This is a genomic window from Rhodococcus sp. B10 (assembly GCF_011770055.1).
GTDB lineage: Bacteria > Actinomycetota > Actinomycetes > Mycobacteriales > Mycobacteriaceae > Rhodococcoides > Rhodococcoides kyotonensis_B.
This window is the reverse complement of the sequence record NZ_JAAFYV010000020.1, coordinates 60,589-85,282: the sequence shown is the minus strand read 5'-3', so window position 1 is coordinate 85,282 and position 24,694 is coordinate 60,589. Positions and strand designations below refer to the sequence as shown.

Annotated in this window: 25 protein-coding genes and 6 tRNA genes; 10 read left to right on the top strand and 21 right to left on the bottom strand. The window is 66.2% G+C overall.

Features of this window, described 5'->3' with window-relative positions; all coding sequences use genetic code 11:
* The 12 genes from RhoFasB10_RS14980 to RhoFasB10_RS14925 all read right to left on the bottom strand — a co-directional run bounded on the left by RhoFasB10_RS14980 (position 1) and on the right by RhoFasB10_RS14925 (position 12,989).
* Positions 1-2,376 (bottom strand): RelA/SpoT family protein, encoded by a 2,376-nt coding sequence (locus RhoFasB10_RS14980; RefSeq protein ID WP_068424355.1) that lies wholly within the window; start codon positions 2,374-2,376, stop codon positions 1-3.
* A 73-nt stretch (positions 2,377-2,449) separates the two neighbouring features.
* Entirely contained in the window at positions 2,450-3,004 is a 555-nt protein-coding gene (locus RhoFasB10_RS14975) for an adenine phosphoribosyltransferase (protein WP_068424358.1), read from the bottom strand.
* Entirely contained in the window at positions 3,001-4,713 is a 1,713-nt protein-coding gene (locus RhoFasB10_RS14970; protein ID WP_167677008.1) for an ABC transporter substrate-binding protein, read from the bottom strand. The genes RhoFasB10_RS14975 and RhoFasB10_RS14970 overlap by 4 nt, the downstream gene beginning before the upstream one ends.
* On the bottom strand, positions 4,713-5,900 hold the full coding sequence (gene secF, locus RhoFasB10_RS14965; RefSeq protein WP_068424364.1) for a protein translocase subunit SecF: 1,188 nt from the start codon (positions 5,898-5,900) through the stop codon (positions 4,713-4,715). The genes RhoFasB10_RS14970 and secF overlap by 1 nt, the downstream gene beginning before the upstream one ends.
* 1 nt (position 5,901) lies before the next feature.
* A complete protein-coding gene (gene secD / locus RhoFasB10_RS14960) occupies positions 5,902-7,629 on the bottom strand; it encodes a protein translocase subunit SecD (RefSeq protein ID WP_174551394.1) in 1,728 nt (575 codons plus the stop codon).
* A gap of 122 nt (positions 7,630-7,751) precedes the next feature.
* Positions 7,752-8,147 (bottom strand): preprotein translocase subunit YajC, encoded by a 396-nt coding sequence (gene yajC, locus RhoFasB10_RS14955; RefSeq protein ID WP_068424367.1) that lies wholly within the window; start codon positions 8,145-8,147, stop codon positions 7,752-7,754.
* 159 nt (positions 8,148-8,306) lie between these two features.
* Positions 8,307-9,383 carry a Holliday junction branch migration DNA helicase RuvB gene (gene ruvB, locus RhoFasB10_RS14950; protein ID WP_068424368.1) on the bottom strand — a complete coding sequence of 359 codons (1,077 nt, stop codon included), beginning with the start codon at positions 9,381-9,383 and terminating at the stop codon, positions 8,307-8,309.
* Positions 9,380-9,985, bottom strand: a complete 606-nt coding sequence (ruvA, locus tag RhoFasB10_RS14945) for a Holliday junction branch migration protein RuvA (RefSeq protein ID WP_114329629.1) — start codon at positions 9,983-9,985, stop codon at positions 9,380-9,382. Before ruvA ends, ruvB begins: the two co-directional genes overlap by 4 nt.
* Positions 9,982-10,599 (bottom strand): crossover junction endodeoxyribonuclease RuvC, encoded by a 618-nt coding sequence (gene ruvC / locus RhoFasB10_RS14940; RefSeq protein WP_114329631.1) that lies wholly within the window; start codon positions 10,597-10,599, stop codon positions 9,982-9,984. Before ruvC ends, ruvA begins: the two co-directional genes overlap by 4 nt.
* A gap of 92 nt (positions 10,600-10,691) precedes the next feature.
* Complete coding sequence (locus RhoFasB10_RS14935) at positions 10,692-11,447, bottom strand: YebC/PmpR family DNA-binding transcriptional regulator (protein WP_068424375.1); 756 nt, start codon at positions 11,445-11,447, stop codon at positions 10,692-10,694.
* A gap of 91 nt (positions 11,448-11,538) precedes the next feature.
* Positions 11,539-12,141: a pyridoxal 5'-phosphate synthase glutaminase subunit PdxT gene (gene pdxT, locus RhoFasB10_RS14930; RefSeq protein WP_068424378.1), complete on the bottom strand. Its 603-nt coding sequence runs from the start codon at positions 12,139-12,141 to the stop codon at positions 11,539-11,541.
* Positions 12,138-12,989: an acyl-CoA thioesterase II gene (locus RhoFasB10_RS14925; protein ID WP_068424381.1), complete on the bottom strand. Its 852-nt coding sequence runs from the start codon at positions 12,987-12,989 to the stop codon at positions 12,138-12,140. Before RhoFasB10_RS14925 ends, pdxT begins: the two co-directional genes overlap by 4 nt.
* Before the next feature lie 54 nt (positions 12,990-13,043).
* Here RhoFasB10_RS14925 and RhoFasB10_RS14920 point away from each other — a divergent pair, with 54 nt between their 5' ends.
* A complete protein-coding gene (locus tag RhoFasB10_RS14920; RefSeq protein WP_206030954.1) occupies positions 13,044-13,664 on the top strand; it encodes a hypothetical protein in 621 nt (206 codons plus the stop codon).
* Between the two features lie 43 nt (positions 13,665-13,707).
* Here the strand turns inward: RhoFasB10_RS14920 and pdxS are convergent, their stop codons facing one another.
* The 9 genes from pdxS to RhoFasB10_RS14875 all read right to left on the bottom strand — a co-directional run bounded on the left by pdxS (position 13,708) and on the right by RhoFasB10_RS14875 (position 21,873).
* Positions 13,708-14,637, bottom strand: a complete 930-nt coding sequence (gene pdxS, locus RhoFasB10_RS14915) for a pyridoxal 5'-phosphate synthase lyase subunit PdxS (protein WP_346764403.1) — start codon at positions 14,635-14,637, stop codon at positions 13,708-13,710.
* 131 nt (positions 14,638-14,768) lie between these two features.
* Entirely contained in the window at positions 14,769-15,794 is a 1,026-nt protein-coding gene (locus tag RhoFasB10_RS14910; RefSeq protein WP_068424386.1) for an NUDIX domain-containing protein, read from the bottom strand.
* Positions 15,794-16,918 carry a glycosyltransferase family 4 protein gene (locus tag RhoFasB10_RS14905; RefSeq protein WP_068424388.1) on the bottom strand — a complete coding sequence of 375 codons (1,125 nt, stop codon included), beginning with the start codon at positions 16,916-16,918 and terminating at the stop codon, positions 15,794-15,796. The genes RhoFasB10_RS14910 and RhoFasB10_RS14905 overlap by 1 nt, the downstream gene beginning before the upstream one ends.
* Positions 16,915-17,820 carry a phosphatidylinositol mannoside acyltransferase gene (locus tag RhoFasB10_RS14900; protein ID WP_068424390.1) on the bottom strand — a complete coding sequence of 302 codons (906 nt, stop codon included), beginning with the start codon at positions 17,818-17,820 and terminating at the stop codon, positions 16,915-16,917. Before RhoFasB10_RS14900 ends, RhoFasB10_RS14905 begins: the two co-directional genes overlap by 4 nt.
* Positions 17,817-18,494 (bottom strand): phosphatidylinositol phosphate synthase, encoded by a 678-nt coding sequence (gene pgsA, locus RhoFasB10_RS14895; protein ID WP_068424393.1) that lies wholly within the window; start codon positions 18,492-18,494, stop codon positions 17,817-17,819. The genes RhoFasB10_RS14900 and pgsA overlap by 4 nt, the downstream gene beginning before the upstream one ends.
* Positions 18,495-18,519: 25 nt before the next feature.
* Positions 18,520-19,062: an HIT domain-containing protein gene (locus RhoFasB10_RS14890; RefSeq protein WP_068424394.1), complete on the bottom strand. Its 543-nt coding sequence runs from the start codon at positions 19,060-19,062 to the stop codon at positions 18,520-18,522.
* A 2-nt stretch (positions 19,063-19,064) separates the two neighbouring features.
* Positions 19,065-21,089: a threonine--tRNA ligase gene (gene thrS, locus RhoFasB10_RS14885; RefSeq protein ID WP_174551415.1), complete on the bottom strand. Its 2,025-nt coding sequence runs from the start codon at positions 21,087-21,089 to the stop codon at positions 19,065-19,067.
* A gap of 136 nt (positions 21,090-21,225) precedes the next feature.
* Positions 21,226-21,699 (bottom strand): TIGR02611 family protein, encoded by a 474-nt coding sequence (locus RhoFasB10_RS14880; RefSeq protein ID WP_068424398.1) that lies wholly within the window; start codon positions 21,697-21,699, stop codon positions 21,226-21,228.
* A 102-nt stretch (positions 21,700-21,801) separates the two neighbouring features.
* Positions 21,802-21,873: transfer RNA gene (locus tag RhoFasB10_RS14875), tRNA-Val, on the bottom strand.
* A gap of 249 nt (positions 21,874-22,122) precedes the next feature.
* Here RhoFasB10_RS14875 and RhoFasB10_RS14870 point away from each other — a divergent pair.
* From RhoFasB10_RS14870 to RhoFasB10_RS14825, 9 genes are all read left to right on the top strand, one after another.
* Positions 22,123-22,194 (top strand) — tRNA-Gly (locus tag RhoFasB10_RS14870).
* Positions 22,195-22,247: 53 nt separating this feature from the next.
* A tRNA-Cys gene (locus tag RhoFasB10_RS14865) sits at positions 22,248-22,318 on the top strand.
* 9 nt (positions 22,319-22,327) lie between these two features.
* Positions 22,328-22,402: transfer RNA gene (locus RhoFasB10_RS14860), tRNA-Val, on the top strand.
* Positions 22,403-22,467: 65 nt separating this feature from the next.
* Positions 22,468-22,539, top strand: a tRNA-Gly gene (locus RhoFasB10_RS14855).
* A 46-nt stretch (positions 22,540-22,585) separates the two neighbouring features.
* Positions 22,586-22,660: transfer RNA gene (locus RhoFasB10_RS14850), tRNA-Val, on the top strand.
* A 115-nt stretch (positions 22,661-22,775) separates the two neighbouring features.
* The gene (locus tag RhoFasB10_RS14845; protein WP_157105279.1) at positions 22,776-23,006 is read left to right on the top strand and encodes a hypothetical protein; all 231 of its coding nucleotides are present in this window, start codon (positions 22,776-22,778) and stop codon (positions 23,004-23,006) included.
* The gene (locus tag RhoFasB10_RS14840) at positions 22,999-23,676 is read left to right on the top strand and encodes an alpha/beta family hydrolase (protein WP_068424401.1); all 678 of its coding nucleotides are present in this window, start codon (positions 22,999-23,001) and stop codon (positions 23,674-23,676) included. The genes RhoFasB10_RS14845 and RhoFasB10_RS14840 overlap by 8 nt, the downstream gene beginning before the upstream one ends.
* 21 nt (positions 23,677-23,697) lie before the next feature.
* Complete coding sequence (locus RhoFasB10_RS26350; RefSeq protein WP_240931111.1) at positions 23,698-24,150, top strand: ribosomal protein L7/L12; 453 nt, start codon at positions 23,698-23,700, stop codon at positions 24,148-24,150.
* Positions 24,147-24,677 (top strand): GNAT family N-acetyltransferase, encoded by a 531-nt coding sequence (locus RhoFasB10_RS14825; RefSeq protein WP_167677006.1) that lies wholly within the window; start codon positions 24,147-24,149, stop codon positions 24,675-24,677. The genes RhoFasB10_RS26350 and RhoFasB10_RS14825 overlap by 4 nt, the downstream gene beginning before the upstream one ends.
* Positions 24,678-24,694 lie beyond the last annotated feature (17 nt).

Below are 24,694 nucleotides of genomic sequence, written 5' to 3'. Positions count from 1 at the left end.
TTACGCCGCCGACGTGAGTCGGTAGACGTCGTAGACGCCTTCGACGTTGCGTACGACGTTCAACACGTGGCCCAGGTGCTTCGGGTCACCCATTTCGAACGTGAACTTGCTGATCGCGACGCGATCGCCCGACGTCGCCACCGACGCCGACAGGATGTTGACCTTCTCGTCCGCCAACGCCTTCGTCACGTCGGACAGAAGCCGATGCCGGTCGAGCGCCTCGATCTGAATCGCCACCAGGAACACCGACGACGCCGACGGAGCCCACTGCACGTCGATGAATCGTTCCGACTGCTCACCGAGCGACTTCGCGTTGGTGCAGTCGGTCCGGTGCACACTCACCGAACCTCCTCGCGTCACGAAGCCGAGAATCTCGTCACCCGGGACCGGGGTGCAGCACTTGGCGAGTTTGGCCACGACGCCCTCGGTACCGGACACGAGCACGCCCGCATCGCCGACGTGACGCGGCCGCGTCGGAATGGTCGACGGCGTTGCCCTCTCGGCCAACTGCTCCTCGACGTCACCGACCCCGCCCAGGTGCGCGACGAGCCGCTGGACGACGTGTTGCGCGGACACGTGGCTCTCGCCGACAGCCGTGTACAACGCCGACACGTCGACGTAGCGCAGTTCGTGAGCGATGGTCGACATCGACTCGGCATTCATCAACCGCTGCAACGGAAGACCGCCGCGGCGGACCTCCTTGGCGATCGCATCCTTGCCTGCTTCGAGTGCTTCCTCGCGGCGCTCCTTCGCGAACCACTGGCGGATCTTCGTCTTCGCGCGCGGCGAGACGACGAACCCCTGCCAGTCACGGCTCGGCCCGGCGTTGACGGCCTTCGACGTGAAGACCTCGACGACCTCACCGTTGTCGAGCGTGCGTTCCAAGGCGACGAGTCTGCCGTTGACGCGGGCGCCGATACAGCGGTGCCCGACCTCGGTGTGCACGGCGTACGCGAAGTCCACCGGACAGGACCCGGCGGGCAGCGTCACGACGTCGCCCTTCGGCGTGAAGACGAAGATTTCCTTGACCGCGAGGTCGTAGCGCAGTGATTCGAGGAACTCGCCCGGGTCGGCGGCTTCACGCTGCCAGTCGAGCAACTGACGCATCCACGCCATGTCGTCGACCTCGGCGTTGTCGCTGCCGTGCTTGCCGCGTGTCTCCTTGTAGCGCCAATGCGCGGCGATGCCGAACTCGGCCGTCCTGTGCATGTCGCGGGTGCGAATCTGCACTTCGAGCGGCTTGCCCTCCGGACCGACGACGGTGGTGTGCAACGACTGGTAGACCCCGTACCGCGGCTGCGCGATGTAGTCCTTGAACCGGCCTGCCATCGGCTGCCACAGCGAGTGCACGACGCCGACCGCGGCGTAACAGTCGCGAATTTCGTCGCACAGGATGCGAACGCCGACGAGATCGTGGATGTCGTCGAAGTCGCGCCCCTTGACGATCATCTTCTGGTAGATCGACCAGTAGTGCTTGGGACGCCCCTCGACCGCGGCACTGATGCGCGACGCGGACAGCGACGCGTTGATCTCGGCACGCACCTTCTCGAGGTAGGTGTCCCTCGACGGCGCCCGATCTGCGACCAGGCGGACGATCTCGTCGTACTTCTTGGGGTGCAGGATCGCGAACGCGAGGTCCTCGAGTTCCCACTTGACCGTCGCCATGCCGAGGCGATGCGCGAGCGGCGCGATGACCTCCAGCGTCTCCTTGGCCTTGCGCGCCTGCTTCTCCGGCGGCAGGAACCGCATCGTGCGCATGTTGTGCAACCGGTCGGCGACCTTGATGACGAGCACACGCGGGTCGCGGGCCATGGCGATGATCATCTTGCGGATGGTTTCGCCCTCGGCCGCGGACCCGAGAACGACCTTGTCCAGCTTGGTGACGCCGTCGACCAGGTGCGCGACCTCTTCGCCGAACTCGTCGGTCAGCTGAGTCAGCGAATACCCGGTGTCCTCGACGGTGTCGTGCAGCAGCGCGGCGACGAGCGTCGTCGTGTCCATGCCCAGCTCGGCGAGAATGTTCGCGACGGCGAGCGGATGGGTGATGTACGGATCGCCCGACTTGCGCATCTGCGTCGCATGCCGTTCGTCGGCGACGTCGTACGCCCGCTGCAGCAGCGCGAGATCGGCTTTCGGGTACAACTCCCGGTGCATGGACACCAGCGGCTCTAGCACCGGCTTGACCGCCGTGCTGCGTCCGGCCGTGATACGACGCGCCAGTCGCGCGCGGACTCGTCTCGACGCCGACGTCGGCACCGCGGGCGTGGTTCTACCGGTTGCCGCCCGAGACGGCGTGGCCTGCTGCTCCCCCGCGTCGTTCTGCTCGGTCTCCGGCCTGGATCGTTCTGGCACGGATCGGTCGACGGAACGGGTCATGTGATCGCCTCCTGCCGCGCTGTCTGCGTCGTGTCGCTCCCGCTTGGAACGCAGTATGGGACAACTTTAGTCCTCACACCTGCTTCAGGCAGGTGACCGGGTACCCCTCGCATCGCGAACGTCCACCGAGCGCAGCGATCTCGAGGACGACGGCGGCACCGACGATCTCGGCGCCGCGCCCTCGCAGCAGCTCCGCGGCCGCGGCGATGGTGCCACCGGTGGCCAGCACGTCGTCGACGACGAGAACACGGCGGCCCGAGACATCAATCGCCTCGGGGATCTCCAGTTCGGCTGCGCCGTATTCGAGTTCGTATCGCTGGGACACCACCGGCGGAGGAAGCTTGCCCGCTTTGCGCATGGCCAGAACTCCCGAACCGAGTGCCAACGCCACGCCTGCCCCGAGCAGGAATCCGCGGGCGTCGATACCGGCGACGAGATCGGTGCCCTCGCCCGCGACGGCCAGCTCGTCGATGACGGATGAAAGACCGACGGCGTCGGCGAACACCGGGGTCAGATCGGCGAAACGCACACCCGCGGTCGGGAAGTCGTCCGCCCACCGTACGAGTCGGTCGATGTTCTTCGACGCCGTGCTCTCGGTCGTCACGGACGGGTCGCTGTGTCTACTCACCGAAGAAGTATCCACCTGTCCATGTTCCAGCCGATACCCGCGGCCGTCGGATCGACGACGACGTTGCCCATACCGTCGGCCACGGCCGCGGTTCGCGGGGCCGAGAACAGTGGCAACGACGGCATGTCGTTCCACAGAATGTTCTCGCCCTCGGTCGACAGCGCGAGACGCGAGGCATCCGAGGTTTCCACGGACAGTTGGTCGACGATCGCGTCGATACGACCGTTCGCGTAGCCGCCGACGTTGCTGCCCGCACCGCTGTGCAGACTGTCGTGGGCAGTCGCGTCGGACACCGAACCCGCGGCACCGGACGCCGACGCCGTGGAACCGAGAATCGCGTCCACCTCGCCCGTTCGGAGTGCCGTCGGCGAGAACTGCGGTGAACCCGCGTCCTGCACCGTGATTCCGGCCGGTGCGCACGCGGCCGCGATGTCCGCGACGATCTGGGCGCGACGCGAATCCGGCGCGAGGTATCCGATACGGACGGTGAGGCCGTCGATGCCTGCACCGGCGAGTTCGGCCGTCGCCGTGGCGATGTCGGGCTGACGGAACCGGTTCGCCGCCGTCGCCGCCACCGGCGCGTACAGCAGATCGTCGACGCGAACGAGACGCGAATCGACGACGCCCGACCCGACACCGGTCGTCTCGTCGAAACCGGGGTGACCGTAGCTGTCGAACAAGGACTGTCGCGGCGTGCACAGCGCGATCGCACGACGCGCAGCCGACGGGGCGAGTGCACCGCTCGTCGCGAACGTCAGTTGCTCGATGCCGGTGGACGGATAGTCGGTACGTGCGAACCCGTCCGCCGGGACGTCGTTACCCGCCCCGTGGTCGATGACTTCCAGTTCGCCGTCACCGGCACGAGACTGAATGTCGGTTCCCTTGGGCCACACGACTATTCGATCGGTGGACGGGGCGATGCCCCACCACTTGTCGTTGGCGACGAGTACGAGACCGCCGTCCGCGGTGTAGGAATCGACCCGATACGGACCGTTCGACGGCAGCAACGACGTGTCGACCGAGCCGGGCGTCAGATTCCACCCGGTGTTCCAGAATTCGGCGATGCGGCCGACGACGTCGAGGTCGTCCGACGCGATCGGCGCGACGACGTCGGGAACGCCTGCCACCCGGGCTGCGACATGGGCGGGGAGAATGTCGGTGGCGCCGAACAGATTTCGCCAGTCCGAGTACGAGCGCCCGGCCCGGAACGTGACCGTGGCTTCCTTGGCTCCCGCGCTGCAGGCGACCTGATCGATGTCCTTGTACCCGGCCGTCGACGCCGCGTCGAACAGTGGCAGATCGTTCTCGCCCGCCACGAAGCGGCCGCTGTTGGCAGCCCATGTCAGCACGAGATCGTCGCACGTCATCGGAACCCCGTCGGAGTACACGGCCTGTGGCGCGATCACGTACCGCACCGTCAGCACGTCGCCGGGCACGACGGCCGCACTGCCGATGTCGTTGTCCGCCAGCGCTTCTCCCTCCGGCCCCAGATAGCTGAACCCGGTCTGCACCCGCGGGAACGCTTGTCGCGCACCCGATGCCGCGCCGTCGACGGTGTTCGCGTTGTACGTCGAGACGACGTTGTCGAGCGCGTACCCGATGGACGGAACCTGGTCCTCGGCTGCCGAACAGCCCGCTACGACCGATGCCGTGACGACGGCAGCCACCGCTGCCGTCGTCGTGCGCACTACCCCGATCCGTGCGTGCATCAACGCCTCTTCTTGTTCCGCTTTCCGGTCGGCCGCGAACCGGGCGTCGGAGTCACCGACGCGGGAGCCTTGGACGCGACGGCGACGGCAGGCGTGGCTCCCCCGCCGCGCTGGGCCGCCTCGGCGCGCTTGGCCAACACCTTCCTGGTGTGCGCTGCGACCGGACCCCACTTCTCCTTGAGCGTGACGAGCAGCGGCGTCGCGAAGAAGATCGACGAGTACGCGCCGACGATCATGCCGACGAGCTGGACGAGGGCCAGGTCCTTCAGCGTTCCGACGCCGAGCAGCCACACCGCCACGATCATCAACGCCAGCACCGGAAGCACACCGATGACGGTCGTGTTGATCGACCTCATCAACGTCTGGTTGACCGCCAGGTTGGCCTGCTCGGCGTACGTCTTGCGGTTCAGGTGCAGGATGCCGCGAGTGTTCTCCTCGACCTTGTCGAACACGACGACGGAGTCGTAGAGCGAGAAACCGAGGATCGTGAGCAGACCGATGACCGTCGCCGGAGTCACCTCGAATCCGACGAGCGAGTAGACACCGGCTGTGACCAACAGGTCGAACCCGAGCGCGGCGAGCGCCGCCAACGCCATGTCCCGTTCGTAGCGTATCGAGATGTAGATACTGACGATCACCAGGAACACCACGAGCGCGATCAACGCCTTCTGCGTGATCTGCCCACCCCACGTCTCACTCACGTCGGACACGCTGATCGCGTTCGGCGTGGCGGTTCCGCTGCCGTCGACGGGCTGGAACGCGTCGAACAAGGCGGTCTTGACGCTGTCGACCTGGCCTGCGTCGAGGGCCTCGGACCGCACCTGCACGGTGGCCGCGGCGCCGGAACCGACGGTCTGCACCGACACCGGCTCGAAACCGAGCGTGTCGGAGAAGACGGTCTCGACCTGCTCGGTGCTGACATTGTCGGCGGCCGGGAGCTGGATCCTCGTTCCACCCTCGAAGTCGATGCCGAGCGTGAAGCCGCGGAAGACCATGCTCAGCAGGCAGATCAAGACGATCGCACCGGTCAGCAGGTAGTAGAAGCGCCGGCGTCCGACGACCTCGAACGCACCGGTACCGGTGTAGAGGCGATTCAGCCAACCATGATGCGGCTGAGCGTCCTGTGCGACGTCGGCGTCCTTCACGAGCGTCGAACCTTCGACGTCGCTGCGGGGAGAATCGGACATGTCATGCCCCCTTGGTCGGCGCGGCGGCCGCAGTGTCGGGCTTCGGTCGCGCGGCCGCACGTTTGCGTTCCTGCGCGATCTCGGCGACGGCGCCGAGGCCGTTGACCCCGGGCTTGGACCAGAACGTGGACTTGGACGCCAGGTAGACGAGCGGCCACGTGACGAGAACGACGACCACGACGTCGAGGATCGTCGTCAGGCCGAGGGTGAACGCGAATCCACGCACCTGGCCGACGGCGAGCACGTACAGCACAGCGGCGGCGATGAAGCTGACCGCGTTACCGGACAGGATCGTCTTGCGGGCGCGAGCCCATCCTCGCGGAACGGCGGACCGGAAGCTGCGTCCCTCGCGAATCTCGTCCTTGATGCGTTCGAAGAACACCACGAACGAGTCGGCGGTCATACCGATGCCGATGATCAGACCGGCGATACCTGCCAGGTCGAGGGTGAAGTTGATCCACCGACCGAGCAGTACCAGGATGCCGTAGACCATCAACCCGGCCAGGACCAGTGACAACGCCGTCAGCAGTCCGAGCGCCCGGTAGTAGATCAGGCAGTACACCAGCACGAGGGCCAGACCGATCGCGCCCGCGATGAGGCCCGCCTCGAGCGATGCGAGGCCGAGAGTCGCGGACACCGTTTCGGCTTCCGACGACGCGAACGACAGCGGCAACGATCCGTACTTCAGGGTGTTCGCCAACTCGGCCGCGGACTGGGCGGTGAACTGCCCCGTGATCGACGTCGCGCTGCCGGCGGGCGTCGCGCCCTGGATCTGCGGGGCGCTGACGACCTTGGAGTCGAGCGTGAACGCGGCCTGACTACCGATGTTGGCACCGGTGAACTGTGCCCACGTGGTGCTTCCTTCGGAGTCGAAACTCAAACTGACCTCGTGACGCGACTGCTGGGTGTTGAAACCCGACGTCGCATCCGCGATCTGCTGTCCGTCGATGATGCTCGGGCCGAGGATGTAGACCGCGGTACCGTCCGTGGAGCACGCGACGAGGGGCAGCGCCGGGTCGTCGTTACCCTGCAGCGGGTCGGGCGCGTTGCAGTCGATCGTCGCGGCCGCAGTCTGCTGAACCTGAGGGTCTTCGCTCTGCCGCGAGGCTTTGGCCTCGGCGATCTGTGCGGCGGCCTGCTCGCTCTCGGTGCCTTCGGTCGCGGGCTCCTCGGACGACGTGGTGTCCGCAGCGGGGGCTTCGGGAGAGGGAGTCGGGTCGACTGCGCTCGGGTCCTGAGCCGGGAACGGGCGTCCCTGCGGGACCGAATCGCCTGCAGGTGCCGGTGCCTCGGTTGTCGGCGCGGCCGGAGCCGGCGTCTCGGTCGCAGGCGCCTGCGCGCCGGCCGACGGCTGCAAGGCGCTCTGGACGGGCCGAATGAACAGACGTGCCGTCTGTCCGAGCGATCGAGCCTGCGAGCTGTCGTCGCCGGGAACCGTGATGACCAGGTTGTCGCCGTCGATGACGACCTCGGACCCCGAGACGCCGAGACCGTTGACGCGCGTCTCGATGATCTGCTGAGCCTGCTTCAAGCTGTCCTGGCTCGGCGCGCTGCCGTCAGGGGTTCGTGCGGTCAAGGTGACGCGCGTGCCGCCCTGCAGGTCGATGCCCAGTTTGGGACTCGGCGACTTGTCTCCGGTGAAGAAGACCAGTGCATACACGGCAGCCATCAGAACCGCGAACACGGCTAGATAGCGACCTGGATGCACCGATCCGCTGGAAGGTGCCACGGTGTGTGATTCTCCTCTGGGCTTTCGGACGGCATGCTGGGTCGGACGAGGGGGACGCGTTCCCCGGCACGCGAAACCGCTGCCGGATCAGGTCCGACAGCGGCGACGGTGCTGGGCCGAGGTCACTCCTTGTCGAGGCGACGCGTGGTCTGCGAGGTGGTTTCGTCTGCGGGAGCCTGGGGTGCCGGCTTCTCGAGCGACGGAGTGGAGCCACCGATGCCGGACAGGTCGTCGGGCGCGGAGAATTCCTCGTCGCCCTCGGTGTCGGCGGGAAGAACTTCGCGGACGACGGCGCGCGACCACGTGGTGACGATGCCGTCGGCGATTTCGAGGTCGACGGTGTCGTCCTCGACGAGCACGACACGTGCGTACAGCCCGGCGGTGGTGACGACCTCGTCGCCGATCTTCAGCGAATCCTGCAGCGCCTGCGTGTCGGCCATGATTTTCTTCTGCTTGCGGACGTTCAGGAACATCGGTACGAGCAGGGCCACGATCAGGAGCGGGAAGAGCAGTTCCATCTTTACGTCAGTCCTCGAAGTTTCGTAGTACGGGGTGTTCGGAAAGTCATCGGTACGTGCGGTGCGCACGCTCGAACTCCGCAGCGGAGTCCGTGCATGGCCCCCAGTGTGCCATTACCGGGGTCGTCCACTGCTCGGCTCCCACCGATTATCAGCAGATTATTCGAATAGGCCCTGTTGAGGCTCGCTCGCCCGAACCGTGATACCGCCGATGGCGAGATCCGGAGGAGGCACGAGACCCAGGTGCTCCCACGCGGCTGCCGTGGCGACGCGTCCGCGCGGGGTGCGCGCGATCATTCCGGCTCGGACCAGGAACGGCTCGCACACTTCCTCGACCGTCGCAGGTTCTTCGCCGACCGCCACTGCCAGCGTCGACACGCCCACCGGCCCTCCCCCGAAGCTGCGGATCAGCGCGCTGAGGACGGCCCGGTCGAGTCGGTCGAGGCCCAGGTCGTCGACGTCGTAGACCACGAGCGCCGCTTTTGCGGTGTCCTTCGTCACGGTGCCGTCGCCGCGCACGTCGGCGTAGTCGCGGACACGTCGGAGCAGACGGTTGGCGATACGAGGCGTGCCCCTGGACCGTCCCGCGATCTCGGCGCACCCGCCCTTGTCGATCGGGACACCCAGGATTCCGGCCGACCGGAGCAGAATGCGCTCGAGTTCCTCCGGCTCGTAGAAATCCATGTGAGCGACGAAGCCGAACCGGTCTCGCAGCGGGCCGGTCAATGCGCCGGACCTGGTGGTGGCGCCGACGAGGGTGAACGGCGCGACTTCGAGGGGTATGGACGTGGCGCCGGGACCTTTGCCGACCACGACGTCGACCCGAAAGTCCTCCATCGCGAGATACAGCATTTCCTCGGCAGGTCGAGCGATGCGGTGGATCTCGTCGATGAACAGAACGTCACCCTCGACGAGGTTGCTGAGCATGGCGGCGAGATCGCCCGCCCGTTCGAGCGCGGGCCCCGACGTCAAGCGCAGGGACGTACCGAGTTCTTGAGCGATGATCATCGCCATCGAGGTCTTGCCGAGACCGGGAGGTCCCGACATCAGAATGTGGTCCGGAGTGCCACCGCGGAGCTTGGCACCGGACAGCACCAGTTGCAGCTGCTCCCGCACACGGGGTTGGCCGATGAAATCCGTCAGCGACTTCGGTCGCAGGCTCGTTTCGATGTCGAGATCGTCCGGGGTGGCCTGGGCGGTCACCTGCGACTCGTCGATGTCGGACTCGTCGGTCATTTGCTCTTGCTCAGGTAGGCCAGAGCCGACCGCAGCGCGGCCGATGTCGACGCGTCGGGCTGCGCCGCGAGGACCGAATCGGTGGCGTCCTCGGCCTGTTTGACGGCGAAGCCGAGTCCCGTGAGCGCTTCGACGATCTGATCACGTACCGGTGAACCGGCGGCGCTGCCGGACGGCAACGGAACACCCGACGATCCGACGATCGCGTCGACCTTGTCTCGCAGCTCGACGATCATGCGTTCGGCGCCGCGCTTGCCGATCCCGGGCACACGCGTCAACGCCGTCACATTGCTGTCCGCGAGTGCCGTACGCAGCGCATGCGGGTCGAGGACCGCCAACGTCGCCATCGCGATGCGCGGCCCGACGCCGGACACCGTCAACAGCAGCGAGAAGAGGTCACGCGTCTCGTTGTCCGAGAAGCCGTACAGGGTCATCGAGTCCTCGCGGACGATCATCGTGGTCAGCAACCTCGACTCGGCGCCGCGGCTCAACGTTCCGAGTGTCGCGGGCGTCGCGTTGACGCGGTATCCGACGCCCGACGCTTCCAACACGGCGTGATCGAGGGCGATCTCGAGGACTTCGCCGCGTATCGACGCGATCACCGCGCACCTGCCTTTCGTGCCACCTCACGCTCGGCTGCGGACTTGCGTGCCGCACGTGCCTTGCGCTCCTCAGCGAGCCTCGCTTCGTACTTGCGCTTCTGCTCCGCCGCCATCTTCTCGGCCTGTGCCATCCGGGCGATCATCGGAGCCCGCCAACAATGACAGATCCCGAGCGCGAGAGCATCCGCGGCGTCCGCGGGCGTCGGTGCGACCTGCAGGCCGAGAATACGCATCACCATCGCGGTGACCTGCGCCTTGTCGGCGCTTCCGTTACCGGTGACGGCTGCCTTGACCTCACTGGGCGTGTGGAAGCAGACGTCGATGCCGCGTCTGGCGGCTGCGAGGGCGATGACTCCCCCGGCCTGAGCGGTGCCCATCGCCGTCCGCACGTTGTGCTGCGCGAAGACACGTTCGATCGCGACCACGGAGGGCTTGTGAGTGTCGAGCCAGTACTCGGCTGCCTCGGAGATACGGAGCAGACGCTGGGAGAGTTCCATGTCCGCGGGAGTGCGGACGACGTCGACGTCGAGCGCGGTGACGCTCCTCCCGGTACCGCCTTCGATCAGACTCAACCCACAGCGGGTCAAGCCGGGATCGACGCCCATCACACGCACTCTGGCACACCTTCCGCCTACGAACTGTTGTTCGATAGCGTAGCGGAGGGACGCCCGGGCGGGCGTGTGCGACACCCGCCCGGTGCGCCGGCCTAGTCGGCGTCGAGTTCGGCCAGCACCTCGTCCGAGATGTCGACGTTGGAGTACACGTTCTGTACGTCGTCGCTGTCCTCGAGCGCGTCGATCAGCTTGAACACCTTGCGTGCGCCGTCCGCGTCGACCGGAACGCTGACCGACGCCTGGAAGCTGGCCTCGGCGGAGTCGTAGTCGATGCCCGCGTCCTGCAGAGCGGTACGGACCGCGACGAGGTCGGTCGGCTCACTGACGATCTCGAACGTGTCACCGTTGTCGTTGACTTCCTCGGCACCGGCGTCGAGCACGGCCATGAGGACGTCGTCCTCGGACTGGCCGTTCTTCTCGAGGGTGACCAGTCCCTTGCGGGAGAACAAATAGGACACCGAACCCGGGTCGGCCATGTTGCCGCCGTTCCGCGTCATCGCGACACGCACCTCGCCGGCTGCGCGGTTGCGGTTGTCGGTGAGGCACTCGATCAGCACCGCGACACCGTTGGGGCCGTAGCCCTCGTACATGATGGTCTGCCAGTCGGCGCCGCCGGCTTCCTCGCCCGCACCGCGCTTACGTGCCCGCTCGATGTTGTCGTTGGGAACCGACGTCTTCTTCGCCTTCTGAATGGCGTCGTACAACGTCGGGTTACCCGAGGGGTCTCCACCACCGGTGCGGGCCGCCACCTCGATGTTCTTGATCAGCTTGGCGAACGACTTGCCGCGCTTGGCGTCGATCACAGCCTTCTTGTGCTTGGTGGTGGCCCATTTGGAGTGGCCGCTCATACGATGGAGCCCCTTTCGTACTGCATACAAGTGTCTGCACAGTTTACGCGCGCCCTCGGGCGTCCGACGCCGCGATGGCGGTCGAACCCGATCAGGCCGCTCGGACGAGGTCCACGAACAGCCGGTGCACGCGGCGGTCACCGGTGACCTCGGGGTGGAAGCTGGTCGCCATGACGCTTCCCTGACGCACCGCGACGACGCGCCCCTCGGCTGGGCCGTCGGGGACGGTCGCGAGGACCTCGACGCCGGCGCCGACGCGTTCGACCCACGGTGCGCGAATGAAGACCGCGCGGACGGGATCACCGTCGATGCCGACGACGTCGAGGTCGGTTTCGAAGGAATCGACCTGACGACCGAACGCGTTGCGTCGAACGGTGATGTCGAGCCCGTCGAGATGCTGTGCGTCGGGTCGAGTGTCGAGTATCTCGCTCGCCAGCAGGATCATGCCCGCGCAGGACCCGTACGCGGGCAAGCCGTCCTTCAACCGGGCTCGGAGTGGTTCGAGCAGGTCGAACACCGAGAGCAGAGTGCTCATGGTGGTCGACTCTCCGCCGGGGACGATCAGACCGTCGACCGCGTCGAGTTCCTCGGGCCTGCGCACCGTGATGCCGTGTGCTCCGCTGGTTTCCAGCGCTGCGAGGTGCTCGCGCACGTCGCCCTGCAGCGCCAGAACGCCGATCGTCGGCTCGGTCATCGAGGCGTGAACGGGTCTGTGGCGGATTTGCTCGTGTCACGTTCGAACCGCATCAGACCCTCCTGTACGACGGCCGCGACCATTCGGCCCTGCCGATCGAAGATCCGGCCCTGCGCGAGAGCACGACCGAAATCCGCAGACGGCGACGTCTGGTCGTAGAGCAACCATTCGTCGGCACGGAACGGGCGCAGAAACCACAGCGCGTGATCGAGCGACGCGGTCTGCGTGACGACGTCCGGGTGCGGCACCTTCGCCGAGCCGATGAGCGTCATGTCCGACATGTACGCCAGTGCACAGACATGGAACACCTGGCTGTCCGGCAACCGATCGCGGTAGCGGAACCACACTCGTTGCTGCGCCGCGAAACTCGCATGCTTGTCCTGCTGATCGTCCGGGATACGCCGGATGTCCCACTCCTTCCACTCCGCATAGAAGGAGTGGTCGTAGTCGGGCAGTTCACGCGGATCGGGCAGAGATTCGGGGTCGACGGCACGCGGCATCGTGTCCTGGTGCGAGATGCCGTCGTCGTCGACATGGAAGGACGCCGACATCGTGAAGATGGCCTTGCCGTCCTGGATTCCGGTGACGCGCCGCGTGCAGAACGACCGGCCGTCGCGGATGCGATCCACGAGGTAGATCGTGGGCTCGGTCGGATTCCCCGGTCGAATGAAGTAACCGTGCAGCGAGTGCACCCGGTACTGCTCCTCGACGGTGTTCACCGCGGACACGAGCGCCTGACCGGCGACCTGTCCACCGAAGGTGCGCTGGAGCAGACTCGGGAACGTTCTGCCTCGAAAGATGTCGTTCTCGATGCGCTCTAGTTCGAGAATGTCCTCGATACTGGCCATGGGTCACCTTTCTCTAGCTGCCGAAGAAGGCTAACAAGCAGCCGTACAGGCAGGATGGTCGACGTGCCTGCCGTTCAACCGATCTTTCCGGATCGTCTCGCCCATACGATCGTCGAACGAACTCCGCGCGGACGTCGTGCCGTCGTTGCGATCGACGGCGCGGACGCGGCCGATCCGGTCGAATTCGCCACGCGCGTCCGTGATGTCGCCGCATCCGACGGACGGTCGGCGACGGTGATCGACCTTCACGACTTCGTCAGACCCGCGTCGTTGCGCTTCGAGTACTCGCGGACCGACGAATTGACCTACCGGACCACGTGGTTCGACTTCGACGCCCTCGACCGTGAGGTGATCGCACCGCTGCAGCCCGGCGGTCGTGGCCGAATCCTGCCCCGGTTGTGGGACGAAGCGACGGACCGCTCGGCCCGCGCCCCGCTCGTCGACGCGGCCCCGGACCACCTGGTGATCGTCGCCGGACCGATGCTGCTGGGACGGGTATCCGCTGCCGTCGTCGTACATCTGACGCTGTCCGCGGCGACTCTTCGCAGGAGGACCGGTGAATCCGAACAGTGGACTCTCGAACCGCTGGCCGAGTACTACCGGGACGTGACCGACCGGCCCGATTTCCTCGTCCGCTGGGACCATCCCGACCGGCCTGCGATCATCCCCTCGTGAGTGCGAATGCGTGCTGGAGCACGCATTCGCACTCACATGCGGTTCACCAGCCGCGCTCGGCCAGACGGTGGCCGACGGGCAGATCGTCGACGTTGATGCCGACCATCGCCTCGCCGAGACCACGCGAGACCTTGGCGAGGACATCGGGGTCGTCGTGGAACGTGGTGGCCTTGACGATGGCCTCGGCGCGCTGCTGCGGGTTGCCGGATTTGAAGATTCCCGATCCGACGAAGACACCCTCGGCGCCGAGCTGCATCATCATCGCCGCGTCGGCAGGCGTGGCGATGCCGCCCGCGGTGAACAGCGTCACCGGCAGCTTGCCCGCCTTCGCGACCTCGACCACGAGATCGTAGGGCGCCTGCAATTCCTTTGCAGCGACGTACAACTCGTCCTCGGGCAGCGACGTGAGGCGACGGACCTCGTCACGAATCTTCCGCATGTGCGTGGTCGCGTTCGACACGTCGCCCGTGCCCGCCTCGCCCTTGGAGCGAATCATGGCCGCGCCCTCGGTGATTCGGCGCAGCGCCTCGCCGAGGCCCGTAGCGCCACACACGAACGGGACGGTGAAGTTCCACTTGTCGATGTGGTTGGCGTAGTCGGCCGGGGTGAGGACCTCGGACTCGTCGATGTAGTCGACACCGAGGCTTTGCAGGATCTGCGCCTCGACGAAGTGTCCGATGCGTGCCTTCGCCATGACCGGGATCGACACCGAGGAGATGATGCTGTCGATCATGTCCGGGTCGCTCATCCTCGACACGCCACCCTGAGCACGGATGTCGGCGGGGACGCGTTCGAGTGCCATGACCGCGACGGCGCCTGCATCCTCGGCGATCTTGGCCTGTTCGGCGGTGACGACGTCCATGATCACGCCGCCCTTGAGCATCTCGGCCATCCCGCGCTTCACCCTGGCCGTTCCGACGCCGCCGTCGACGCTGTCGGTGTGGCTGCTCACTGGCACGATAGGGGTACTCACGACGAACTCCTGAGGTATGGGAACGATGGCGTTGCCGGCACTGCTGCTCACGGCGCGACCGAGTGTAGGGAGCAGTGGACCGTCATTCCATAGCCAATCGAGATTTCCTGGACCTCTCGACGACGTCGTTCTCAGCGAATCGCGCGGACCTCGGGTTCGACGCGTCGTGCCAACACGATGTTGACCTCGTCGAGCAGTTCGGCGAGATCCTGCGGGTAGACGGTCTCCCCCGTCGCCGCCAGCGAACGGATGTCGTCCTCGGTACACCAGCGATGTCCGGTGACCGTGCGCCGTTCCAGATCGGTGAACCCCGAGTGCTCGGGCTCGAACTCCTGTGTGCGGTAGGCGAAGAACAGTTCCTCGGACCGCAGAAGCGTGCCGTTGAACGGGAACGTGGCGACGCGCCGCCACATCGGGCCCTTCAGGTCCGCCGCCGCGGCGACGAGCCCGGTTTCTTCCAGAACCTCGCGTGCCGCCGCCTCGCGCAGGTTCTCGCCGGGTTCGACGGCGCCGCCGATCGTGAACCAGAAATAGACGTCGGGAACGGTCGGATCGTGGCCGCGCAGCAGCAGCACCCGTCCGCGCTCGTCGACGAGAACGACACGCGACGACGTCCGTTGCACGGCTCGACCCTCGGTTCCGTACGTCGCGGATGCAGACCGCTCGACGATCTCGAAGTAGGCAGGCAACGGCGCCGTGCCACCGAGATGCAGGACGCGGACCGGACGGGTCGTGCGCAGTGCCAGCGTGTCGCGCACCGCGTCGTTGTGGAACCGCCTCGCGATCAACACCCGCGCTTCGGCGTCGGCCAGTTCGGCGACGAGCTGCGGCGGAAGGTCGGCCGAATCGACCGCGGCGAGCGCGACGGACAGCGCGTTCTCGGCGTCCTCACGATGCACGCGGTCCGCCCGTTCGGCGACGTCGGCGAGCGACGCGAGTTTCCTCGACTCGTCGAGTCGAGCACGCGTCGCCGCCGACACCGCACGCGCGACGACCGCTCGCCGCGCCAGCGCCGCGTCGAGCGACTGCCACGCGAGATCGGTGCGCACGTGCAGTCGGTCGAGCCGGTTCGCCGTGCCGTAGGCCCACAACCCGACGACGAGAATCACCGCTGCGATCGCCCCGAGAATCAGGATGGTCAGTGCCGAGAACGTCATCAGCTCGCCGACCTGACCTTCTGACCTCCGACGGTCACCGTCTCGTACACCCGCATGATCTGTTCGGCGACGACCGGCCAGTCGTACTCGACGACGACCGTGCTGGCCGCGTCGACCAGTGCTTGCCGTGTGGCGTCCGACGACAGCACCGAGTCGAGCGCCGTCGCCAACGCTGCGGAGTCGTCGACCGGAACGAGCAACCCAGCGGTCCCGTCGCGCAACACCCGCCGGAACGCGTCGAGTTCGCTCGCCACCACCGCGGTTCCCGACGCCATCGCCTCGACCAACACGATGCCGAAACTCTCGCCGCCGAGGTTGGGGGCGCAGTACACGTCGGCGCTGCGCATCGCCGACGCCTTGACGTCGTCGTCCACCTGCCCGAGGAACGTCAGGTGCCGCGCGAGCGGGCCTGCGTCGCGGCGCAGCTTGTCCTCGTCTCCGCGGCCGACGACCAGAATCTCGAGGTCGGGGTGGTGTTCGACGAGCGTCGGCAACGCGCCGAGCAGGACCGCCATGCCCTTGCGTGGTTCGTCGAAGCGTCCGAGGAACAGCACGGTTCGGCCTGCGCGTGGGTAACCCGGGAGCATCGGGGCGCGTGCGAACGCCTGCACGTCGACGCCGTTGGGGATTTCGACGGCGTCGCTGCCGAGCGCTTCGACCTGCCAGCGGCGGGCCAGCTCGGAGACGGCGATGCGTCCACTGATCTTCTCGTGGTACGGCCGCAGCACCCCTTGAAAGGTGCTCAGTACCAACGATTTCGTCGTCGACGTGTGGAAGGTCGCGACGATCGGACCCTCGGCGGCCTTGAGGGCCAACATCGACAGACTCGGCGCGTTCGGTTCATGGATATGCAGGACGTCGAAGTCGTTCTCGGCGATCCAACGCCTGATGCGCGCGTAGGTGACGGGTCCGAAACGGAGCCGCGCAACGGATCCGTTGTACGGAATGGCGAGCGCTTCGCCCGCGGAGACGACGAACTCCGGCAGCGTCGTCTCCTCGGACGCGGGCGCGAGGACGCTGACGCGATGGCCACGCTCGATGAACACGTCGGCGAGCTGTTCGACGTGGGCCTGGACGCCGCCCGGAACGTCGAACGAGTACGGGCAGACCATTCCGATCTTCACGTGCCCTCGATTCGATCGCGCCTGGCCTGGCTCAGGTCGGACAGCCACAGCGGCTGCAGCATGTGCCAGTCCTCCGGGTGCGCGGCGATGTTCGACGCGAACACGTTCGCGAGAGCCTGTGTGGCGCTGTCGATCCCGGCCGTGACGTCGATGCGCGGCGAGATCGAGAAGCCCCAGCCGTCGCCGTCGAACCAGCAGTGCACGGGAAGCAGGTGGGCACCGGTGTCGATCGCGAGCTTCGCAGGGCCCGCGGCCATCCGCGTCTGCTCACCGAAGAACTCGACGGGTACACCGTGTCGGGCCAGGTCGCGCTCACTGAGCAGGCACACGACCTTGTTGTCGCGCAGCCGATCCGACAGCGCCGCGAATGGCGGAGTTTCGCCGCCGCTCAACGGGAAGATCTCGAAACCGAGGCTCTCGCGATAGTCGACGAAACGCTGATAGAGCGACTCCGGTTTCAGCCGCTCCGCGACCGTCGAGAATCGACCGTAGTAGCGCACGAGCCACATACCTGCCATGTCCCAGTTCCCGCTGTGCGGCAACGCGAGAACGGCACCGGAGCCGTCGGCGAGGGCCGCGTCCAGGTGTTCGCGTCCCTGCACACACCCGTCGATGACGGCGGCCTGGGCGTCGAGATCCATCGAGGGTAGCCGGAACGCTTCACGCCAGTACCGTGCGTACGACCGCACGCTCGCCCGGATCAGATCGTCGGGGACCGCATCCGGGGTGACGTCCAGGACCCGGGCTAGATTACGCCTGAGTTGTTGTGGCCCCCCGTGCCGCGACGCCGCGACGTCGGCGCCCGTGTCGAACGCCCTCCGCGCCAGGCCCTGGGGCAGGGCACGCACTACCCGCCACCCTGCCGCGTACCCGGCATCGGTGGCGCGTTCGGCGAACGTCATGCCGATTCGGTCTTTCCCGTGGCGTCACTCGACGGCGGCGTGATGATGTCGCGGGCACCGTCCGATCCGCGCACGGCGAGCACGCGCTGGAACACGGTGACGACGCTGAGCGCTGCCAGCACCCACATCGCGGGGTAGAGAACACTTTGCAGGCCGGGGATGTCGAAGTGCCTGCCGATGCCGGTGAGACCGGCTGCGACGAGCACGATCACCAGGCGATCGGGACGTTCGATCCAGCCACCGTCCGCCGACAGGCCACTGGCCTCGGCGCGAGCCTTCGCATAGGAGATGACCTGCGACGTCACGAGGCACACCAGTGTCGTGACGAAGAGAACCTTGTCGTTCTCGCTGAACACGGCCCACCACGCGAGACCGGCGAAGATCGCACCGTCGGCGACGCGATCGCAGGTGGCGTCGAGTACTGCCCCGTACTTCGTGCCGCCGCCGCGCGCCCGGGCCATCGCTCCGTCGAGCATGTCGAACAGCACGAACAGCGTGATGACCATGGTGCCCCAGAACAGGTACCCGGCCGGGAACATCGTGATGGCGGCGACGACGGTGACGACCGTTCCGATCAGAGTCACCGAGTTGGGAGTCAGGCCGGTGGCATTGAGCGCACGTCCGAGTGGCGCCGTCACTTTGGACACCGGCGCTCGACCCAAGATACTCAGCACGACGCACCCCCCTGCAGAATCGTAGTCATTCGGCCCAGGCCGACGCCAGCAATGCCCGTGTGTCCCGAAGTAGCTGGGGCATGACCTTCGCACCGCCGACGACGGTGATGAAGTTCGCGTCGCCGCCCCACCTGGGGACGATGTGCTGATGCAGGTGTTCGGCGAGCGAACCACCCGCGGCGGCGCCCAGGTTCAATCCCACGTTGAACCCGTGCGGACGCGACACCGTCTTGATGACGCGGATGGCCTGCTGCGTGAAGGCCATCAACTCGTCGCTCTCGGCCCGGGTCAGGTCTTCGAGCGCGGCGACGCGCCGGTACGGCACGATCATCGTGTGGCCCGGGTTGTACGGGTACAGATTCAGCACCGCGTAGACCTGCTCGCCCCGCGCCACGACCAGCCCGTCCTCGTCCGTCATCTTCGGGATGTCGGTGAACGGTTCGCTGGAGTGATTCTTGGATTCCGGCGCTTCGGTGATGTACGACATCCGATGCGGCGTCCACAACCGCTCCAACCGATCCGGATCACCCACCCCGGTGTCGACGATCGTGGCGTCCTGTTCGGGCATGTTCAGCTCACTCCTGAAGTGTCGGGAAGAAAGAGCCCGGCCGTCGGAGATGCGTTGTCGCGGGCGGCAATCCAGTCGGTGATCAGTTCGACGGCGCGTTCCGTCGGAACCCCGTTCACCTGGGTGCCGTCGCGGAACCGGAAGCTGACCGCACCGGCTTCGACGTCGCGCTCACCGGCCAGGAGCATGAACGGGACCTTCTGAGCCGTCTGATTGAAGATCTTCTTCTGCATCCGATCGTCGCTTGCGTCGACCTCCGCGCGAATTCCACGCTTCTTCAACTCGGCGACGACGGCGAACAGGTGGTCCTGGTGCACCTCGGCCACCGGAATTCCGACGACCTGAACCGGTGACAGCCATGCCGGGAACGCACCTGCGTAGTGCTCGGTCAGCACACCGAAGAACCGCTCGATCGACCCGAACAGTGCTCGGTGGATCATCACCGGGCGTTCCTTGACGCCGCCGGAACCGGTGTATTCGAGCTCGAAGCGTTCGGGCAGGTTGAAGTCCAATTGAATGGTCGACATCTGCCAGGTGCGTCCGAGCGCGTCCTTCGCCTGGACCGAGATCTTCGGACCGTAGAACGCGGCGCCACCCGGATCCGGAACCAGGTTCAGACCCGACGCGGCCGCCACCTCGGCGAGGGTGTTCGTCGCTTCCTCCCACACTTCGTCGCTGCCGACCGACTTCTCGGGGTTACGGGTCGACAATTCCAGGTAGAAATCGTCGAGGCCGTAGTCCTTCAGCAGCCCGAGCACGAATTCCAGTGTGCGGGTGAGCTCGTCGCGCATCTGCTCGCGGGTGCAGAAGATGTGCGCGTCGTCCTGCGTCATGCCGCGCACACGGGTGAGTCCGTGGATGACGCCCGACTTCTCGTAGCGGTAGACCGAGCCGAACTCGAACAGCCGCAACGGGAGTTCACGGTAGGAGCGACCGCGCGACCGGAAGATCAGGTTGTGCATCGGGCAGTTCATCGGCTTCAGGTAGTAGTCCTGGCCGGGCTTGCGGACAGCGCCGTCATCGTCCAGTTCGGCGTCGAGGTGCATCGCCGGGAACATGCCGTCGCGGTACCAGTCGAGGTGACCGGAGACCTCGTAGAGGTGCCCCTTGGTGATGTGCGGGGTGTTGACGAACTCGTACCCCTCCTCGATGTGACGCTGCCGTGAGTAGTTCTCCAGCTCGTTGCGGATCACGCCGCCCTTGGGATGGAACACGGGAAGGCCCGATCCGAGCTCGTCGGGGAAGCTGAACAGGTCGAGTTCCGAGCCGAGCTTGCGGTGGTCGCGACGCTCGGCTTCGGCGAGCAGCTCGAGGTGGTGATCGAGTGCCTCGGTCGACTCCCAGGCGGTGCCGTAGATGCGCTGCAGGCCCGCGTTCTCCTGGTTGCCGCGCCAGTACGCTGCGGAACTGCGCGTCAGCTTGAACGCGGGCACGTACTTGGTCGTCGGAATGTGGGGTCCGCGGCACAGGTCGCCCCAGATGCGTTCTCCGGTGCGCGGATTGAGGTTGTCGTACGCCGTCAGCTCACCGCCGCCGACCTCCATGATCTCGGGGTCGTCGATGTCGGATTTGTCGTCGACCAGTTCGAGCTTGTACGGCTCGTTCGCCAGTTCCTCGCGTGCCTGCTCGATCGACTCGTAGACGCGACGCGAGAAGCGCTGTCCCGCTTTGACGATCTGCTTCATCTTCTTCTCGAGCTTGGTCAGATCCTCGGGCGTGAAGGGTTCCTTCACGTCGAAGTCGTAGTAGAAGCCGTCCTTGATGAACGGGCCGATTCCGAGCTTGGCGTCGGGGAACAGCTCCTGCACGGCCTGCGCGAGAACGTGGGCCGCCGAATGCCGGATGACGTTGCGTCCGTCGTCGGTGTTCGCCGGTACCGGGTCGACCTCGGCGTCGACGTCGGGAGCCCACGAGAGGTCGCGTAGCTTGCCGTCCGCGTCACGAACGACGACGATCGCGTCGGGACCCTTGTTGGGTAACCCGGTGTCACGGAGCGCCGTTCCGGCGGTCGTTCCAGCCGGCACCATGATGCGTGCGGGCAAGACGGCGTTTCCGGGACTACTCACAGCGATGTGCTCCTCGTTCGTTCTTCGCGGCCGGTGAGACCGATGACAGCCTATCGGCTGAACACCCGGTACTTACCGCCACACGTCCGCGGCGTGGCTACAGCGGACTGGACAGCCAGTTCCAGTCGAGGCCGAACCATCCACCGACGAGCGAGAACGTGCCGAGCAGCCACAGGGTCAGCAGCACGACGAGGGTCGTGAACAGCACCCCTATCCCTTTGACCACGAGCGACTGCCGCGAGAACCACTCCATGAACCGGTCGTAGTGCTTCCGGACGAATTTCAGCAGGCGGTGCGCCCACGTGAACTCGGACGCAAGGATGCCGAGGCCCGCGAACACGATCAGCCAACCGGGACCCGGGTACGGGATGGCGAGAATGCCGAGGGCGAGAACGACGACACCCAGGACACCGACCGCGATGCGGTAGGCGAAATCCACGGTCGGGTTGGCCGCGATCTTCTTGCGGAACCGACGACGCCGTTCGGCGACCTTGTCGAAGACACCGCCCTTGTCGTCGCGCGGCGCGTCGTCGCGCGGAGGGTTGTCGGTGCGGGCGTCGTCTGCGGTCACGGATACAGGCTACCGACGTCCGGCGACAGTGCCCGGACGACGACAGTGCCCGGACGACGAAAAAAGCCCCGCACGAATACGTGCGGGGCTTCTTCGATTCTGTGGTCCCGGCTGGGATCGAACCAGCGACCTTCCGCGTGTGAAGCGGACGCTCTTCCACTGAGCCACGGGACCGAGGGGATCTCGTCGAACGAGGCAAAACAGTAACACGCGCCCCACGCATTCCCCGAATCGCCTCCGCACACCCCCTCACCCCCGAATGGACGGGCGTGCATCACTGGATTCCCGCCCGCTCACCCATACCTATGTGCGTGGCGTGAAGGCCACACAGCTGTGCTGACAAGGCGATTTGTGAGTTCGCCAGAAGTTGGTCTAGTGTTTTCACCGCACCACGGAGAGGGCAACCGCCTCCGGGGAGCGAATGCGGATGTAGCGCAGTGGTAGCGCATCACCTTGCCAAGGTGAGGGTCGCGGGTTCGAATCCCGTCATCCGCTCGAGGCTGGAACATTCTCGTAGTTCAGGGCAATCGAAAGAACGCCTGGCCCATGGTGGAGTGGCCGAGTGGTGAGGCAACGGCCTGCAAAGCCGTGCACACGGGTTCGATTCCCGTCTCCACCTCGTAAGCTTGCGCGATTAGCTCAGCGGGAGAGCGCTTCCCTGACACGGAAGAGGTCACTGGTTCAATCCCAGTATCGCGCACCACGAAGAGGAACCCCGACATCTCAGTGCCGGGGTTCTTTTCGTCAGAGACCGAAACGGTTTCGCATGCGGATGTAGCGCAGTGGTAGCGCATCACCTTGCCAAGGTGAGGGTCGCGGGTTCGAATCCCGTCATCCGCTCGTCGTCGGCTGCATACGTGCAGTTCGGCTATAGTTTCGAGAACCCGCGCGATTAGCTCAGCGGGAGAGCGCTTCCCTGACACGGAAGAGGTCACTGGTTCAATCCCAGTATCGCGCACCACGCAGAAGAACCCCGGACACACCCCGTGTCCGGGGTTCTTCTGCTTTTCGGTGGTGGCCGAGCCGCGCGCAGTGCACGCTGTAGGGGCAGCCCCCCGAACGGAAGGAGGCCCATCGTGGCCGACGACAAGCAGACGGGAAGCGACATCTCCGTCGACGAGGAAACCAAGCGACAGGCAGAGGAGCAGGTCGCCGGACTCGACGAACGATACGAACCAGGAGCAAGGCCCACGGTCGTGCTCCCCGGGACCGACGGGATGGTCTCGGGAACGGCATTCGCCGACATCGTTCAGGACGACACGGGCACATCCGACGAGCCGAAGGTCGACGCGGGCACCGATGAGTGAACCGACCGAGGGTGTCGAGCTCGTCGACGACGACGTCCACGGTTTTCTCCACACCCCCGGTGGCGATCCGGTCGGCGCGCTCGCGCTCACGCACGGAGCAGGCGGCAACTGCGCCTCGTCACTGTTGGTCGACATCGCCACGCGGTGGTCGTCGGCCGGATTCGTCGTTCTCCGTTTCGACATGGCGTTCCGGCGTGCCAAGCCGAAAGGCCCTCCACACCCGTCGAAGTCGGCCGACGATCGAGCAAGCATTCGACGAGCCACAGACAGGCTGGCCGACGTCGACGGCCCGCTGATCGCCGCCGGTCACTCCTACGGTGGCCGCCAGATGTCGATGCTCGCGGCCGAGCACGCGTGGGCGATCCAGGGCCTCGTTCTGCTGTCCTATCCCCTGCATCCGCCCGGGAAACCGGAGAAGGCCCGGACCGCCCACCTGCCCGACCTGACGGTCCCCACGCTGTTCGTCTCCGGCACCAAGGACCCGTTCGGAACCCCAGCAGAGCTGTCGGACGCGATCGCACTCGTCCCCGCGCCGACGCGATTTCTCGACATCGACGGAGCAGGGCACGATCTGTCCGCAGCGAAGCATCACACTGCCGAACGCACTCTCGAGGCAACGTCGGAATTCTTCGCGCCGAACACGCGGGACCGGACGACGTCGCCCACCTAGTCGAATGTTCTACTTAGGGCTATGCCCACCTGGGGATGGTTCATCGTCGCACTCGTTCTCGTCGACACTGCGGTTCTCGCCGCATGGCTGTTGGCTCGTAAGGCACCGGGCAAGAATTCTGCGACGACCACGCAGATGATGCTGGCCGGTCTGGACGACCACGCGCGCAACGAGATCTACCGCCTCGTCGGCGAGAAGAAACAGATCAACGCGGTCAAACTGTTCCGAGAACGAACGGGCGCCGGCCTGAAGGAAGCGAAGGACATCGTCGACTCGGTGGGACGAGGAGAACCCCTTCCGACGCCGGGTACGTACACGCACGCCACGGGGCTCGACACCGGAGCGTGGGAAGACATCATTCCGAAACTCCGCACACTCAAGTCCGAAGGCAGAACCATCGCGGCGATCAAGCTGCTGCGTGCGCGCACCGGCCTGACGTTGCGTGAGGCCAAGGAAGCGGTGGACCGGCTGTGACCGTGACGGTGGGTGTGGCCGGTCTGTGGGAAGCGGAGCAATTGGCCGACGTCGCGGCCGTCACGTTCCCGTTGGCGTGCCCACCCGGGTCGACGCGAGAATCGATCGATGCGTTCGTCGCCGACGTCCTGTCACACGAACGCTTCGGCGACTACCTCAGCGATCCTGGGCGCACCATTCTCGCTGCGAGAGAGAACGATTCGGTCGTCGGATACGCCATGCTCGTACACGGCGACCCTGCCGACCCAGCGCTTGCCGCGGTCGTCGCGCACTCCCCCACGATGGAACTGTCGAAGCTGTACGTGCTTCCCGGTCACCATGGTGGCCAGGTGGCACGTGCACTCATGACGGCTGCCCTCGAGCACGCGTCGGCGACCGGATGTGCGGGAGTCTGGCTCGGCGTCAACCAGGAGAACACGCGGGCGCAACGCTTCTACGCCAAGAACGGCTTCGAGATCGTCGGCACCAAGACGTTCACCGTCGGCACCGAGGTGCACGACGATTACGTCATGGAACGCGCCCTCTGACCGGCGCCCTCTGACCG